Origin of the sequence: Ramlibacter sp., from assembly GCF_050250995.1 — a bacterium.
Classification (GTDB): domain Bacteria; phylum Pseudomonadota; class Gammaproteobacteria; order Burkholderiales; family Burkholderiaceae_C; genus Ramlibacter.
Map to the genome: position 1 here is coordinate 45,367 of NZ_JBFWNP010000034.1, position 15,772 is coordinate 61,138.

Annotated in this window: 13 protein-coding genes; 7 read left to right on the forward strand and 6 right to left on the reverse strand. The window is 67.5% G+C overall.

Annotated elements, in window-relative coordinates; genetic code table 11:
* The first annotated feature begins 245 nt into the window (after positions 1-245).
* A complete protein-coding gene (locus tag AB7E83_RS19420) occupies positions 246-806 on the forward strand; it encodes a sensor histidine kinase (RefSeq protein ID WP_428572441.1) in 561 nt (186 codons plus the stop codon).
* Positions 803-2,893 (forward strand): 7TM diverse intracellular signaling domain-containing protein, encoded by a 2,091-nt coding sequence (locus AB7E83_RS19425; protein WP_428572417.1) that lies wholly within the window; start codon positions 803-805, stop codon positions 2,891-2,893. The genes AB7E83_RS19420 and AB7E83_RS19425 overlap by 4 nt, the downstream gene beginning before the upstream one ends.
* Before the next feature lie 67 nt (positions 2,894-2,960).
* Here the strand turns inward: AB7E83_RS19425 and AB7E83_RS19430 are convergent, their stop codons facing one another.
* Genes AB7E83_RS19430 through AB7E83_RS19440 form a run of 3 tightly spaced genes read right to left on the reverse strand, consistent with a single transcriptional unit; the run spans position 2,961 to position 6,989 of the window.
* A complete protein-coding gene (locus AB7E83_RS19430; RefSeq protein ID WP_428572419.1) occupies positions 2,961-4,097 on the reverse strand; it encodes an FAD-dependent oxidoreductase in 1,137 nt (378 codons plus the stop codon).
* Positions 4,094-4,825, reverse strand: a complete 732-nt coding sequence (locus AB7E83_RS19435) for a DUF3047 domain-containing protein (protein WP_428572421.1) — start codon at positions 4,823-4,825, stop codon at positions 4,094-4,096. The genes AB7E83_RS19430 and AB7E83_RS19435 overlap by 4 nt, the downstream gene beginning before the upstream one ends.
* A 1-nt stretch (position 4,826) precedes the next feature.
* Positions 4,827-6,989: an FAD-dependent oxidoreductase gene (locus AB7E83_RS19440; RefSeq protein WP_428572423.1), complete on the reverse strand. Its 2,163-nt coding sequence runs from the start codon at positions 6,987-6,989 to the stop codon at positions 4,827-4,829.
* 215 nt (positions 6,990-7,204) lie between these two features.
* Between AB7E83_RS19440 and AB7E83_RS19445 the strand changes: the two genes are divergently transcribed.
* Genes AB7E83_RS19445 through AB7E83_RS19455 form a run of 3 tightly spaced genes read left to right on the forward strand, consistent with a single transcriptional unit; the run spans position 7,205 to position 10,622 of the window.
* Positions 7,205-8,305, forward strand: a complete 1,101-nt coding sequence (locus tag AB7E83_RS19445) for a phosphotransferase (protein ID WP_428572425.1) — start codon at positions 7,205-7,207, stop codon at positions 8,303-8,305.
* Complete coding sequence (locus AB7E83_RS19450; RefSeq protein ID WP_428572427.1) at positions 8,302-9,642, forward strand: TIGR04283 family arsenosugar biosynthesis glycosyltransferase; 1,341 nt, start codon at positions 8,302-8,304, stop codon at positions 9,640-9,642. Before AB7E83_RS19445 ends, AB7E83_RS19450 begins: the two co-directional genes overlap by 4 nt.
* On the forward strand, positions 9,639-10,622 hold the full coding sequence (locus AB7E83_RS19455; protein ID WP_428572429.1) for a nucleoside hydrolase: 984 nt from the start codon (positions 9,639-9,641) through the stop codon (positions 10,620-10,622). Before AB7E83_RS19450 ends, AB7E83_RS19455 begins: the two co-directional genes overlap by 4 nt.
* 7 nt (positions 10,623-10,629) lie before the next feature.
* On the opposite strand, the gene AB7E83_RS19460 is transcribed toward AB7E83_RS19455, so the two are convergent.
* From AB7E83_RS19460 to AB7E83_RS19470, 3 genes are read right to left on the reverse strand one after another with little or no spacing between them, the layout of a single operon-like run.
* Positions 10,630-11,259 (reverse strand): ATP-binding cassette domain-containing protein, encoded by a 630-nt coding sequence (locus AB7E83_RS19460; protein WP_428572431.1) that lies wholly within the window; start codon positions 11,257-11,259, stop codon positions 10,630-10,632.
* Positions 11,256-12,878, reverse strand: coding sequence for an ABC transporter permease (locus AB7E83_RS19465; protein WP_428572433.1), 1,623 nt, complete (start codon positions 12,876-12,878; stop codon positions 11,256-11,258). Before AB7E83_RS19465 ends, AB7E83_RS19460 begins: the two co-directional genes overlap by 4 nt.
* 17 nt (positions 12,879-12,895) lie before the next feature.
* Positions 12,896-14,113 (reverse strand): ABC transporter substrate-binding protein, encoded by a 1,218-nt coding sequence (locus tag AB7E83_RS19470; protein WP_428572435.1) that lies wholly within the window; start codon positions 14,111-14,113, stop codon positions 12,896-12,898.
* 127 nt (positions 14,114-14,240) lie between these two features.
* On the opposite strand from AB7E83_RS19470, the gene AB7E83_RS19475 reads away from it, so the two are divergent.
* Entirely contained in the window at positions 14,241-14,804 is a 564-nt protein-coding gene (locus AB7E83_RS19475; protein ID WP_428572437.1) for a sigma-70 family RNA polymerase sigma factor, read from the forward strand.
* Entirely contained in the window at positions 14,801-15,442 is a 642-nt protein-coding gene (locus AB7E83_RS19480) for an NrsF family protein (protein WP_428572439.1), read from the forward strand. Before AB7E83_RS19475 ends, AB7E83_RS19480 begins: the two co-directional genes overlap by 4 nt.
* The last annotated feature ends 330 nt before the right edge of the window (positions 15,443-15,772 follow it).

A 15,772-nucleotide genomic window follows, 5' to 3' on the forward strand; every position in this document is an offset into this window, starting at 1 on the left:
TGGCCGAGATCGCGACCAACGTGCTGCACAACGTCGGGAACATCCTCAACAGCGTCAACGTTTCGGCGGGGTTGATGCGCTCGCAACTCGCGCGCACGCGCGTGCCCGGACTCGCGCGCGCCGTGGATCTGCTGCAGGCGCATTCGGCCGACCTGCCGGATTTCTTCGCGCGCGACGGAAAGGCGAAGGTGCTGCACGGCTATCTGCGCGACCTCGCGCACGAACTGCAGCGCGAGCGGCAGGCGATGCAGGCCCATCTCGACCATCTGGTCGCCAGTGTGGATCACATCAAGAAGGTCGTGGCGACGCAGCAGGCCTATGCAGGGTCTTCGCTGCTGACCGAGCAGGTGGCGCCCGGCGAGCTCGTCGAAGACGCCTTGCGCATCGCGAACGCGTCGTCGCCCGGCGGCTCGATCGACGTGGTGCGCGACATCGCGAATACGCCGCCGGTGCAACTGGACAAGACGCGCGCGCTGCAGATTCTCGTGAATCTCGTCGACAACGCGCGGCAGGCGATGGCCGCGCCGCGGATCGCCAAGCGCAAGCTGACCGTGCGCGTGGATGCCGAGAATTCGCGCTTGCGCTTTCGCGTGACCGACAGCGGCTGCGGCATCGAGTCCGCGGATCTGGCGCGGATCTTTTCCCACGGCTTCACGACGCGTGCCGGCGGCCACGGCTTCGGCCTTCACAGCTGCGCGCTGGCGGCCAGGGAAATGGGCGGCAACCTCACGGCGCACAGCGACGGGCCGGAGACGGGCGCGACCTTCACGCTCGACCTGCCTTTCGTGCCGGCGGTCCGGCCATGACCCTGCATCGCTGGTTGTACGCCCTGTCGGTGCTTCTGGCGGTATCCGCTTGCGCCGTCGGCGCGCGCGCGGCTCCGATCGCCTCGGCCTCGACATCGCGGGTGGAGCTGACGCAGGACGTCGGCTTCCTTGTCGATGCGTCGTCGACGATGACAGTTGCCGACGTTGCGGCGGCCGCGGAGCGCGGCGCCATGAAGCAGGTGGGCGCGGCGCGCATTCCGCTTCTGCGCATCGACCGCGGCGAGGCATTCTGGATCCGCTACGACGTGGCCGCCGACGCGACGGCGCCGCGCGACTGGCTGTTCGAGGCGGGCCGGGCGAACATCGACCGCGTGCAGGTGTTCGTCCGCGCCGCCGACGGCGGCTGGACGAGCTGGCCCGAGGTGGGCGCGGCACGGCCGTTCTCGGCGCGAATCGTCGACCACCGGCATTTCGTCTACCCGGTGCGACTCGAACCCGGGCGCACGACGACCGTCTTCATTCGCGTCGTCTATGCCGGCCCGTCCTCGCCCAAGGCCGCGCTGTGGCAACCCGAGGCCCTGGCCGAAGCGGATCGTGCCGTGCTGGGCCTCTCCGGCCTCTACTTCGGGCTCGTGTTCGGCATGCTGCTCTACAACCTGCTGCTGTTCGTGTCGGTGAAGGACAGGGCTTACCTGCTGTACGCCGGATGCGTGGCCTGCACCGCAGGCGCCTTCGCCGGTTCATCCGGCATGGGCGCGCAGTACGTGTGGGGCGAGTGGGGCGCCTGGACCGCCCAGCTGATGTACACGTTCTATGGCGGCGCGCTCGTTTTCTCCGCGAGCCTCACGCGGCAGTTCCTCCACACGCGCGATCGCCTGCCCGCGTTCGACAAGGCCCTGCGCGTCGTGGCGTGGACGGCCGCTGCCGGCACCATCGGCGCGGCGGTACTGCCGTCCAACCTCGGCTTGATGTGCATCCTGCTGCAGGGCATGGCGGCGACGATCCTGGTCCCGGGCGCGGCCGTCGTCGGCCTCGTCAGGCGCTGGCCCGGCGCCGTCTTCTTCTGTGCCGCCTGGGGCGCGCTCTATGCCGGCGTGTTCATGGTGCTCGGGCGCACATTTGCCCTCTACCGCGACACGGTCCTCACCGACAACGCCCTCGCGATCGCGTCCGCCTTCGAAATGGTGCTGCTCGCGCTCGCGCTGGCCGATCGCATCAACGCGGAGAAGCGACTGCGCATCGAGGCACAGGCGCTGACGCTTGGCGTGCTGCAGGCGTCGCAGGCGCTGTCGTCCGAGACGCGGCTGGATCGCCTGCATGCGAAGGCCTGCGAAATCATGGCGCGACTCGCGCATGCCGACTCGGTGCGGCTGCTGTTGCGCGACGCGGACCTGCAGGCGTGGATGATCCATGAAGAAGGGGGCGCACCCGTACCCGCCGATTCCGCGGCGGCACGCGGCCACGTCGATCTCGCCGCAGTTGGCGAGATCGAGCGCACGCGGGCGCCGGTCGCCGCAGGAGACGGAAGGCTGCTCGTGCCCGTCGTTCATCGTGGCGAGCTGAACGCGATCGTCGTCGTCCAGCGGCGCGGCGCGCGCGGCGAATTCCCGCCGGCCGTGCGGTCGGCGCTCGAAGGCATCGCGGGGCCGCTCGCCGTGAGCCTGGAGAACGTGCTGCGCGTGGAGCGCCTGGAGCAGCATGTGGCCGATCGCACGCACGAATTGCGAGAGGCGCAGCAGCGGTTGGTTGCCACCGCGCATCGGGCGGGCATGGCCGAACTCGCGACCAACGTGCTGCACCACGTGGGCAACTCGCTCAACAGCGTCAACGTGTCGGGCGAGCTCCTTCGCGGCCAGCTGCGACGCACGCGCGTGGCGCGGCTGGCCGACGCAGTCGACCTGCTGGATTCGCACGCGGCGGACCTGCCCGGCTTCTTCGCGCGCGACGAAAAGGGCGCAATCCTGCCGGTCTACCTGGGCGAGCTTGCCCAGGCCCTGCAGCGCGAGACCGAGGAGATGCAGGCGCACCTTCTGCGCCTCATCGCGAGCATCGACGACATCCGGCAGGTCGTCGCGGCACAGCAGGCCTATGCGGGATCGGCGGCGCCGACGCAGGCGCCGAATTGACGCTCAACGCGCTCGTGCCGGCGCGACCGCCGGCACACCGACGGGTCGCACCGGGCATTGACCGGCTTCATGGGCGATGGCCCGAACGCGAACGCCTCGATTTGCTGCGAACGTAGCGCGTGTCGATCCAGTGCTTGAGTTTCCAGAGCCAAGCACCCTGCAAGCACACTTTGCCCCAGACCGCCATGGCATGGCGTTCGCCGGTGCTGATCAAGTAGAGCGCCTTGGACTGCGGGTTCCAGGGGACCGGGGGCTCTCCGGCGCACGCGAGGCGCAGATTCGCGGCCAGAGCCTCACCCGCGCGGACGGCATAGACGCCTGACTTCGGCAGAGGCGTCGCGTGACTCGCGATATCGCCCGCGGCGAATACGTTGGGGTGGGAGCGGCTTTGCAGTGTGGGGGTGACACGGACGAAGCCTTGCGCATCGATGCCGATCCCACTGGTTTCCGGCCACTTCGGCGCGGCTGCGCCCGTCACGACCCAGCAGGCATCGAAGGCTATTGAAGCGCCGTCCTTCAAGCGTATCTCGCGCTCCTCGAAGCTGGATGCCTCTCGGCCGCCGTGCCATGCAATGCCGCGACGTTTCAGCAGCTCCAGTGCTTCGCGGCGCGCAGGCTCCGGGACGCCACTCAGTGGCAATGCTTCCGAGCCGATCAGGGAGACATGGAAGTGCGACCATCCCTCGCGCAGGGCACGCCTGCGGACCGCAAATGCCAGTTCCACCCCTCCGGCGCCCGCGCCCAGAATGGCCAGGTCGAACCGTTTGCATTGACCGGCGACGCGGTCGATCAAGGCTGGCCAGGCTGCTACGAATCTCTCGATGGGACGAAGCGGAAGTGCATGCTCTTCCGCCCCGGGGAGCTGGTCCAATGAAGCGACAGGGCCGGTGTCGATGGACAGCAAGTCGAACTCCAGGCGCGTGCCATCCGCGCCGTGAACGGATTTCGTTCCCAGGTTCAAAGCGTCGACAGCGGTTTCATGGAAGGCGGCTCCCGCGCGGGCGGCCAACGTGTCCAGCGGAATGACGCACTGCGCCAGCTCGTAGTGCCCGGCGATCCACCCTGGCAACATGCCCGAATAGATCTGGCGGCGATAGGGTGTCACCAAGTGCACCTGGAATCCGGCGTCGAAGGGGCGCTTCGCCATGGCGCCCAACACTTCCACGTGAGCGTGACCGCCTCCAAGGAGCACCAGGTTCTTCATGAAGCGTTGGTCACCACGACATCCCCGAACCAGGCCTCCACGTTGTCGCGCGTGTTGTCCGTGTCCGCGCCGACCGCGATGGCGCCCACCGGCGGAATCGGCCCGCCGAATGCTTCTTCCCAGTCGCGGCGCAGGTCTCTGGTATTTGCTCGCCAACGTCCGGCCTGCGCGTCGCCACTGTCGACGACGACCATGCGAACGCGATCGGTATACGGGTTCCAACCCGTCGTGCCGGCCGGCTGGGCGCTGCCCCAGACATAGCAGAGGGCGGCAGCGGGCACCTCCACGCCGGCCAGCGCCCTCGCGGCCTGCATGCGCAAACGGTCGGCCAGCGTCAGACGGTCGGGCGGCAAGTCGAACAGGACGTAGAGTCGCGCCGCATAGTCGTCCCCTTGCTTGCTGCGCAGGTCGGAACCCGGCAGGGCCTTCGTGACTTTCCATTGCCATTGAAGCGTCGGCCGGGGTCCGAGTTCCCCTTGGAGCCGCGTCAGCCAGGTGGACGCCGATGACGACGACGTCACGCGCAGGGCCCGCCGTTCGCCGTCCGCGACGACCTCGAACTGGTTCGCACGCTCGACCTTGGGCAGCGTCTGGTGCTGCCATCCCGACACGGGTCCGGGCCCAAGTGGCGCCGACGAAAACCAGGGGATCGTCCATGCGCTGGCGGCGTGGCCATCATGGCCCATCGCGAGCACAGCCAGCCCTGCGAGGGCGCCTCGCCTGTTCACTTCAGCCTCGCTTCCAGGCGTGATACCGACTGATCCATCGGAGCAGCCCTTCCGGTTGGTGCGCGCGCTTCCACGCTCCGGCGGCGTACTTGTTGGCTTCCGAGAAAGTGGGATACGTGTGGATGGTGCCGAGGATCTTGTTCAGTCCCAGGCCATGCTTCATCGCCAGCACATACTCCGCCAGCAAATCGGCCGCGTGTGGCCCCAGGATCGTCACACCCAGGATCCTGTCCTTGCCGGGAACCGTCAGCACCTTGACGAAGCCATGGGCCTCGCCATCGGCAATCGCCCGGTCCAGATCGTCGATATCGTAGCGAGTCACCTCGTACGCGATTGATTGCTCCTTGGCCTCCCGCTCGTTGAGGCCGACCCGGGCGATCTCGGGATCGATGAAGGTGGCGGCGGGAATCACGCGGTAGTCGGCCTTGAAGCGACGCAGGTCGCCGAACAGCGCATTCACGGTCGCATACCAGGCCTGGTGCGCCGCAGTGTGAGTGAACTGGTAAGGGCCGGCCACGTCGCCGGCTGCAAGGATGTTGGGGTACAGGGTCTGCAGGTACTCGTCGGTCTGGACGGTCCGGTCCGAGGGGATCCCGAGTTCTTCGAGACCATATCCGGTGAGCCGGGCCTTCCGCCCGACCGCGCAGATGAGCGCGTCGAAAGGAATGCGCACCTCCTGACCGTCGCCTTGCGCCACCAGCACCTTGTCCCCATCCACCAGCTCGCAGCGCAAAGCCTTGTGGTCCACAAGGACTTGCACATCGTCCGCCCGCAGCGAACGCAAAGCAAACTGCGACACCTCGTCGTCTTCCCGCGCCAGCAAGCGGTCGGCCATCTCGACCTGGGTGACTTTGGCGCCCAGGCGAGCGAACGCCTGCGCCAGCTCGCACCCGATCGGTCCGCCGCCCAGAATCAGCAGGCGCCGCGGGACCTCGTCGAGCCCGGCGAAGCTTTCCCAGAGCGTGTCGCTGGTCACATAGCCCACGTCTTCGAGCCCCGGCAGCGGCGGCACAAGCGGGCTGGCGCCGGCCGCAATCACGATGCTGCGCGTGGTGAGCGTCCGGGTCGAACCGTCGGCCTGCGTGATTTCCACCGTCCAGGGGTTCACGATCCTCGCGTGACCTTTCACCACGTCGACGCCCAGGCTGCGATAGCGCTCGACGCTGTCGTGCGGTTCGATGGCGCGGATCACGCCATGAATCCTTTCCATGATGGTCCGGAAGTTGAAAGCCGGCGTCGCCGCATCGAGGCCGTAGTTGCCGGCCTGCCGCATCTGGTGCGCCAGTTTCGCGCTGCGAATCAGGGCCTTGCTGGGGACACAGCCGTAGTTGAGGCAGTCGCCACCCATCTTGTGGCCTTCCACCAGTGTCACCGACGCTTTCACCGCCGCTGCGATGTATGCAGACACCAGTCCGGCGGCGCCTGCGCCAATCACCACCAGGTTGCGGTCGAACTTGCGGGGACGCATTGAGCGCCAGCGCGCGAAGACCCGCTGGCGCTGTACGAGCTGTACCAGCGAACGCCCGATCCACGGAAAGATCGCCAGCATCACGAAGGACCCGATCAGGGCCGGGCTGAGGATGCCTCGCACCGAGTCGATCCTGGCAAGCTGGGTGCCGGCATTCACATAGACGATGGTGCCGGCCAGCATGCCGATCTGGCTGACCCAATAGAAGGTGCGGGCGGGCATCCGGGTCAGACCCATCGCCAGGTTGATGACGAAGAACGGGATCAGCGGGACCAGCCGAAGCGATAGCAAATAGATGATGCCGTCGCGCTCGACGCCGCGATCGATTTCCTGCAGGCGCTGGCCAAAGCGCGCCTGCACGCTGTCGCGCAACAGGAAGCGCGCTCCCAGGAACGCGAGAAGCGCCCCCAGGCTGGATGCGAAGGAGACGAGCACGGTGCCCCAGAACAGCCCGAATAGCGCGCCCGCCGCCAAGGTCAGGATGGCTGCGCCCGGAAACGACAGGGCGGTGGCCGCGACGTAGATCCCGAAAAAGACCGTCATGACCGCCACGGGCCGACGTTCGTGCAGGGCAGCCAGGGCCGCTTGACTCTGCTTGAGATAGTCGAGATTGAGGAAGCGGCCCAGGTCCAGCGCGAGGAAAAGGAGGACTGCGATCGCGATCAATGCGGCGATGGCCGCTTTGCGTTTGCTCATCATCCTCATTCGTCGGGTTGGGCGTCGAGGTTACACCTGACCAGAATCCCTCTCGCGGATGTAACCTGCGCGGGCCGCCACCCGAATGACCGGTACACCCCATGTCAAAGCTTTGCCCCAGTCCGCCAGGAAAATGCTGAATATTTCGGAATGGCTCCCCCGAGCGCTCTTCTTCTGGCGCCGCAAGACGGGTCGAGCCAGTCGGAGCGCTTGAGATGAAGCCTCGCTCGAGCGGACCCGAGGGGGGGTATGCGGAATCTCGGGACACCCTCGCGCGCGTGGGGGGACTGCGAGCGGCGCTGCAGGCGCACGATGCGTGGGCGGAAGTCGCGCTCGAGGTTCTGGCAGACAAGGGGCTGGCGCACCACCATGTGCGTCTCGTTGGCACGGGGTTGCTGGCGCGGATTCCGAAACAGAGCCAAATCGGTCTGGTGCCCGATGCCAACCTTCGGCACCAGCAAAAGTGCTTCGAGCGCGCGCAACCCAGCGGACACACGCCCTTTTGCGCGGGCGTCCTCCCCGTGGGGCCGGCGTTGCCCCGCGGCGCACTTATCGTGCAGGAAATTGACGGACCACCTGCCGTGTTGCCGCGCGACCTCGACGCCATGGCGCAGGCGTTGGCTTCCTTGCATGCGTTGGGAATGCCCGCTGCACCGGCCCGGCCACCACTGCAGGACGCGAGCGATCCGCTCCAGCACCTCCACGCGGAGATTTCCGCGCAAGCCCGCTTCATGCCTCAGGCCGCGCTGCCGGACCAGGTGCGGGCGGCGATCGACAGCGAAATGCAGGCACTTGCCGCATCCGTGGCCTTGCCGGATCGGCCGCCACGCTCGCTCATCGCTTTCGATGCCCATCCGGGGAACTTCCTCATGCGGGGCATCGGCGATGCGGTACTGGTCGATCTCGAGAAGTGCCGCTACAGCTATCCCGGGCTCGACCTCGCCCACGCAACGCTCTACACCTCGACCACGTGGGACGTGTCGACGCGTGCCGTGCTGACGCCCGACGAGGTGGCCGGCTTCTATCGCTGCTGGAACGCCGCCCTGGATCCAGGCCACGCCTCTGCGGCGCGTCCCTGGCATCTGCCGTTGCGCCGCGCGATGTGGCTGTGGTCGATCACCTGGTGCTGCAAGTGGCGCGCGCTCTCCAGCCTTGCGCCGGGCACTGCGGGGCAGGGTGAAGACTGGTCGGCCGCGAACAGCGACGCCTCACTGGCAGAGCATGTGCGCGACCGGGTCGACCATTACCTGTCTCCGGAGGGCGTCGCCTTCACCCTTCACGAATTCGCGCAGCTGCCGCGTATCCTTGCCCAATGAGTTCGCTCCGCATCGTCGTGCCGGTCCTGAACGAGGCTGCCGCCTTGCCAGCGGCGCTGGCCGCACTGCAGCCCCTTCGCAAGCGCGGCGCCGAAGTGGTGGTGGTCGATGGCGGGAGTACCGACGCCACCTGGATGGTCGCATCGCGCGGCGGTGCAGATCGGGTGCTGCTCGCACCCCAGGGGCGCGCCGCCCAGATGAACGCTGGAGCCCTGGGCGCCCAGGCCGAAGCCCTGCTGTTCCTGCACGCCGACACGGTGCTGCCGACGCATGCCGACCGCCTGGTGACGCAGGCATTGGCATCGGGCGCGGATTGGGGTCGCTTCGACGTGCGCATCGACAGCGCCTCGCCCCTGCTGCGGCTGGTGGCCATGCTCATGAACCTGCGCTCGCGGTGGACGGGCATCGCCACGGGCGACCAGGCCATCTTCGTTCGTCGTCAGGCGTTCGAGGCCGCCGGCGGCTTCCCGGACCTGCCGCTGATGGAGGACATTGCATTCAGCGCGCGAATGCGGCGGCGCGGGTCGCCTGCGTGCCTGCGTGCCACCGTCACGACTTCGGCACGGCGCTGGGAGAAGCATGGCGTTCTGCGCGTCATCCTGCTCATGTGGTGGCTGCGGCTGCGCTACTTCTTCGCAGCTTCCCCGCAGCAATTGGCAGATCGCTATGGCTACCCTCGGCGGCCTGCGCCCGCCAGGTCCGGGCTGGCCGTGATGGCCAAGGCGCCCGTCGCCGGCCTGGCCAAGACCCGCCTTGCGCCGCAGATCGGTGCGCCGGCAGCCGCTCGCCTGCAGCGCGCGTTCACGCTCGCGACACTACGCATGGGGGTGGATGCGGCGCTGGGACCCATTCATCTCTGGTGCGCGCCAGACGCGGGGCACCGATTCTTCCGCATGTTGCACGCGCGTTGCGGCGTTGCGGTCTGCACTCAGGTGCAAGGCGGGCTGGGCGAGCGCATGCGTGCCGTGGCGCAATCCCATTTCGCGCAGCACCCTGGCCTGCCGCTGTTGATCATCGGCACCGACTGCCCGTTGCTGGCGCCGGGTCACCTGCAGGCGGCCGCGCGCGCGCTTGCCACGAATGACGCGGTGCTGATTCCGGCGGAAGACGGCGGCTACGTCCTGCTGGGACTCGGCCGCATGCTGCCGGAAGTGTTCGAGGGCATCGCCTGGAGCACGCCAGCGGTGCTGTCGCAGACGCGAGAGAGGCTGCGTGCGGCCGGCGCGAAGTGGCAGGAGCTGGGGGCGCTCTGGGACGTGGATGAGCCCGCCGACCTGCAGCGGTACCAGCGCCTCGCGACGCCTGCCACCGTGCAGCCTCATGAGGTTTGCGTATGAATCATGTTCGCGACGACGCCTGGTACGCGGCTCGCCTGGTGGAGCCGCAGGGCCCGGTGCGGTGCGTGATCGACACGGACACGGCCAACGAGATCGACGACCAGTTCGCACTGGCCTGGGCACTGCTGGCCGGTGAGCGCCTGCAGGTGGAAGCGGTCTATGCAGAGCCGTTCTCCTTTGCCTACCGCCAGGGCGAGCTGGCGCATGCTCCGCGCGGCGCACCGCCCTTCAACCCGCCAGCGGAAGGCATGCGGCGCAGCCTGGCCGAGATCATTCGCATCTACGAGCTGCTGGGACGCGATCATCGTGGCCGCGCCTTCGCCGGCAGCGCGAGCTATCTCGCATCGCCGGACCGCCCGCTGGAAAGCGAAGCAGCCGAGCACTTGGTGGCGTTGGCGCGCGCCTGCGCTCCGGGCGAAACACTGTACGTGCTGGCGCTTGGCTGCGTCACCAACATCGCCAGTGCCCTCCTCATGGCGCCGGATATCGCCGACCGGGTGGTGGTGGTGTGGACAAGCGGTTATCCCTCGCATGCGCCGCACGTCAACGATTCGTTCAACCTGGAGCAGGACATGCACGCGAGCCGCGTGCTGCTCCGAAGCGGCGTTCCGCTGGTGTACCTGCCTGGGTTCCACGTGGGCGCGCAGCTTCGCCTGTCGCTGGCGGAGGTGGAGGCACACGTAAGGGGTTGCGGTGCCATCGGATCCTACTTGCACCACCTCTTCACGAACAATCCCCTGTGGACCATCTACCCCGCGGATTCGGCGAAGCCGCATTCATGGGTGATCTGGGATCTGATCTGCGTAGCGTGGCTGCTGGAGCCCGGCTGGCTGCGCAGCACGCTGGTGCGCACCCCGGACCTCGGCGACGACAAGCGCTGGATACGGCGCGACGACAGCCACCTGATGCGCGAGGCGTTCGCGGTCGATCGTGACGCCATTTTCAACGACCTCTTCGCGCGGCTCGGCGCCGCGCCATGAGGCCGACTCATGAACCGGTTAATTGCGTGATGCGCTGCGGGTCGGCGATGTCTTCGGCGTCGTGGGTCACCAGCAGCGCCGGAATCCTCCGGGCCTGGATGGTGCCGAAGACGAACTCCCGCATCCGCGCGCGCAGGCCCGCATCGAGCCGTGCAAAAGGTTCGTCCAGCAGCACGGCGCGCGGGCGCGCCAGCAGCGCACGCATCAGCGCCACGCGGGTCCGTTGCCCGCCGGAAAGAGTGCCGGGGTCCGCTTCGGCGAGGTCAGGCAGTTCGAGGTCGTGCAGGGCCTGCCGCACCACTTTTTCGCGCTGGTCGCGCGGACCGGGCGGCACTGCGAACAGGAGGTTCTCCCGCACGGTCATGTGCGCGAAGAGAAGATCGTCCTGGAACAGGATGGCGATGCCCCGCCGTCGTGTCGGCAGCGCGTCGACTCGGGTGCCGTCGAGCAGGATGTCACCGTCGAAGCGCACGGGGGCCGTTGCCGTGCCGCAGATGGCTGCCAGAAGGCTCGACTTCCCGCAGCCGCTTTCGCCCATCAAAGTGTGCACCGTCCCGGGCGCCACATCCAGCCGCAGGTCGTGCACCAGCCGGCGCTGACCCACCGAGAGATCCCGAACGTGCACCTGCAGGCTCACAGCCGCTCCCGAAAGCGGCGAGGCCGCCCGGCCCACGCGGCCAGTACGAACGCCAGCGCGGGCAGCAGCCACTGGAGCCAGGCGTAAGCCGCCAGCAACGAGCGCTGGCCGCCGCTGGACAGCGCCACCGCTTCCGTCGTGAGGGTCGCATAGCGACCGGCGCCAACGAACAAGGTCGGCAGGTATTGCGCCACGCTCACCGAGAAACCGACCGCCAGCGAAGTTGCCAGGCCGGCTCGCAGCAGCGGCCACTTCACGTGCAGCAGGAAGGCCAACCGCCCATGTCCGAGCGTTGCCGAAAGGTGCCGGTAGCGGGTATCGAATCCGAGGTAGGACGGACTGAGCGCGATCAGCACATAGGGCAGTGCAGCCAGCGTGTGCGCAAGCCATAGGCCCGGCCACTGTCCATCGAGCCGCCACGCCAGCGTCAGCCGGTGCAGCCCCACCACCCACAGGATCGAGGGCAGCAGCAATGGGAGGTAAGCGATGCGGCGCATCCGCGCGTCCCACGAAGGCGGCGCGACCTCCAGCCAGGCGACTGCCCACAGCAAGGCGGCCGCGCTGCTGGCAGCCGCCAGCCCCAGCGTGGTGGTGACCGTATCCAGGCTTGCCAGCACGGAGCGCCAGCCGGCCAGACTCAGCTCGCGCGGCCAGAGATCCGGAAATGGCCACACGCCGGACACGCTGCCGACAGCCAGCGCGCCCATGACACCCGCGTAGCCCAGCGCAAGAACAAGTGCCGGTGCGATCGCCGCCACAGCGCCAGGGTCCACGCGACCCCGACGCCCATCGGTCCAGCGCATGCCGCCAATGCGCGCACGGAGCAGCCAGAGGCCGCCTGCAACCGTCGCTGCGATTCCGGCCAGCATCCATGCGGCAGCAGCTCCCTTGGCGTTGACGGCGGCATCCGCATCGAGCAGCCACTGCCATGCCAGGACCGACGCGGTGGGCGGCGAAGCTGGCCCAATGACCAGTGCGACGTCCACCACCGTCAGGCTGTAGGCGCCAACGGCCAGTACCGGAGCGGTCATGCGTGGCCAGAGCTGCGGCCAGACCACCTTCCGCCAGGCGGCCGGCCGTGTGTAGCCCATGGTGCAGGCCAAGTCGAGTTCACGACGCCACCGCGTGCCCGTGTCCGCTCGCTGCAATTGGCTGGCGGCGGTCCAGAGCAGGAACGGCACCTCCTTGCCGACCAGCGCGACCACCAGTCCGATCCCCCAGGGGTCCTGCGTCGTCGGCCATGCCGGTGGCAACTCGAAGCCGGTGGCCCACGGGGACAGCGCGCGCAAGACCCACCCGCTCGGCGCGACCAGGAAGGCCAGGCCGATGGCGAAGGCCGCGTGCGGCATGGCGAGCATGGGCGCGAGGATGCGCAGAACGAAGCGCCAAGGGCGCGCCGCGAAGCTGCGCGACAGGATCCACGCTGTCGCAAGCACGGACAGCGCCGTCGCGGCGAACCCCGTGGTCAAGGAATGCAGCAAAGCCCACGGCCATTGCGGATCGGACAACAGGTCGCTCCAGGCAGACGCGTCCAGGGCGGCTGCGACCGCGGAGATGCCCGCCCACGCCAGCGGAATCGCGGCGGCGCCTGCGAGCACCAGCGCGATGGTGGCTGGCACCCGTGCGAACGGGGTGCCTACCGGCCGTATCGCCGCAGCCACTCGCGCTCCAGCGGGTCCACCCAGCTGCCATGCGGTTCCAGGATCACGGGCGCCGGGCGTTCAACTTGTCCGGGCAAGGGGCTCGCCGCGAAACGAGCCCGCTCATTGGCAGGGAGGCGATCCACTGCAAGCACGGTGGGGTCGCCCCAGACCGCGACGTCGGCCTTGCGCGCCTGCGCCTCCGGCGACAGCATGAAGTTGATGGTGACCTGGGCCCCCGCAGGCGCCGAGGCATTGAACGGAATCGCCAGGAAGTGGGTGTTGCCGACCGTGCCCCCCGTGTTCTGCCAGCTGTATACCGAGTCCGGTAGACGCTTGGCCGCGATTTCGTTGGCGGCCTCGTTCGGGTTGAACGTCATTGCCAGCGCCAGCTCGCCGTCGGCCATCATTTGCCGGATCGCGGCAGCGTTCTGGGGATATTGCCTGCCGCCTCGCCACAGGTGGGGCCGCAGTGCATCAAGGAAGGACCACAAAGGGGCCGCCGCCCGTTCCAGCGCCGATGGCGCATACGGCTGGTACAGCAGCGAGCGGTCGGGGTTGAGTTCAAGCAGCGCCTGCTTCAAGAATGTTGTGCCATGAAAGTTGGGCGGACGTGGAAAGGTCACGCGCCCGGGATTGCGGCGGACGAATTCGAGCAATGCCGTCATGCTGCGCGGCGGCTCGGGCACCCGGGTGCGGTCGGCAAAGAAAGTGAACTGCGCCATGCCCCAGGGGGCTTCCATTCCCGCAACCGGTTCGGAGAAGTCGATGCGCGTCGAAGGCTTGCCCTCGGTGTCGATCCATGCGTAGTTGGGTAGCTGTTCGGCGAACGGCCCGAACAGCAGACCCTCCTTCTTCAAGGTCAGGAAGTTCTCGCCGTTGATCCAGACCATGTCCACGGTGCCGCCCTCCAGCCGGCCGGACGCCTTCTCGCCGCGTACCCGCTTCACTGCTTCGGCGGTGTCGGTGATCTTCACATGGTCCAACAGGACGCCGTAACGACGCGAGACTTCGACCGCCACCCATTGCAGGTAGGAATTGGTTCGTTCGCTGCCACCCCAGGCATTGAAAAACACCTTCTGGCCCCTTGCCTTCGCTTCAATGGTTGCCCAGGCGCCCCTGGACTGGGAAAACGCCGGCACGCCAAACGTGCCAGCAGCCAAGGCGAGGGAGCATTGAAGAGCTTTCCTGCGTCCGAGTCGAGTGATGTTCATGAGATTTGCGATACGTAACGGGGGAGCGACTCTCTACAGTCGCCCGCCGAGGCGGCCTGGTTACACCGACAGGCACAATCGACGAAGTATTGATGCGGCGTTGTAACTCATCGAGGTTCTGAAGGGAATGAACTGGAAGGAACGGGCGGAAGAGACCGAAGGTCGGCTTCGCCAGCAATTCATGCTGGCGCTAGCGGGCGACACCGCGGTCTATCAGCAGTTCCTGACGGCCCTGAGCGCACATCTGCGTGCCTTCTTCAGGAAGCGTTTGTCGCAGTTACCCGATGAAGTTGAGGATTTGGTGCAGGAGACATTGTTGGCCGTGCATCACGGTCGGCATACTTACAAGCCCGCGCAGCCACTGACTGCCTGGGTGCACACGATCGCTCGCTACAAGCTGATCGACCTTCTGCGCTCGCGCTCGCGGCGCGAACAACTCCATGATCCACTGGAAGACGACCTGGAAGTTTTCGCCAGCGCCGACACCGACGCGGCCGACGCACGCCGAGACCTGAGCAAGATTCTCGAATCGCTGCCGGAGCGCCATCGCCTCGCTCTCGTCATGATCAAGGTGGACGGCGCCTCGGTCGCGGAAACCGCCATCGCCACCGGAATGTCGGAAAGCTCGGTCAAGGTCGGGGTGCACCGCAGCTTGAAGGCTTTGTCCGCAAAGCTCAAGGGACGTGCATGAAAACGGACGACCTGATCCGGGCATTGGCGGCCGATGACTTGCAGATCGATCCGACGCAAGCCGAGCGCCGATTCTTCGGCAAGCTGGCCGCGGGCGCAATGATTGCAGTGGCCGCGATGCTCCTGCTCATGGGCACACGCGCCGACCTGAATACCGCCGCGTTCACCGCCATGTTCTGGATGAAATTGCTGTTCCCGGCGAGCCTGGCGGTTGCCGCGCTGGCGGCTTTGCGCCGGCTCAGCTATCCCGGGATGCGGCTTGGCCGCGTCCCCGCGGCTGCGGCGCTGCCGCTGGCTTTGGTCTGGATGATGGCGGGCCTGGCCTTGTCGGCGGCGCCGGCTGGCGAGCGACTGGCGCTCGTTCTTGGGGAGACGTGGATCGAATGCCCCTTCAACATCGCCTTGCTGTCGGTACCCGCGCTGGGTCTCGCCTTCTGGGCTACTCGCGGATTGGCGCCAACCAGACTGTCGTTGGCAGGCGCAGCCGCCGGCCTCTTCGCGGGCGCTGTGGCGGCGTTGGCATACGCGCTGCATTGCCCTGAAATGCAGGCACCATTCCTGGCGGTCTGGTATGGATTCGGAATGTTGATCCCCACCGGGGCGGGCGCGCTCCTGGGTCGCCGGATTCTGAATTGGTAGCGACCAGTCGTTTGCGCTTCGCGCGCATTCTTCTCCCGCTTTTGATCAGCGTGCATGGACTCGCAGCGGGGCAAACGCTGCGAGCCTCCCCCTCGACGCAAGACTGCGGCATCCAAAGCAGCGTCGATCCTGCGCGCGCCTCCGGGGCGCATCCCATTCCAGACAGTCAGATCGCCATCGGCACGCGCAGTATCCGTTGGGCCTGGCTAGGAGTGTGGGCGGCAGAAGGGAGTGGCGCGCCCCGGACCGGGACGGGGGCGACCCCTTCCGCGAATGTCCCCCGTCGCGCGCGTGCGCGCTCCTCCTCCTTTACTTCGCTGCAGGGGCCAC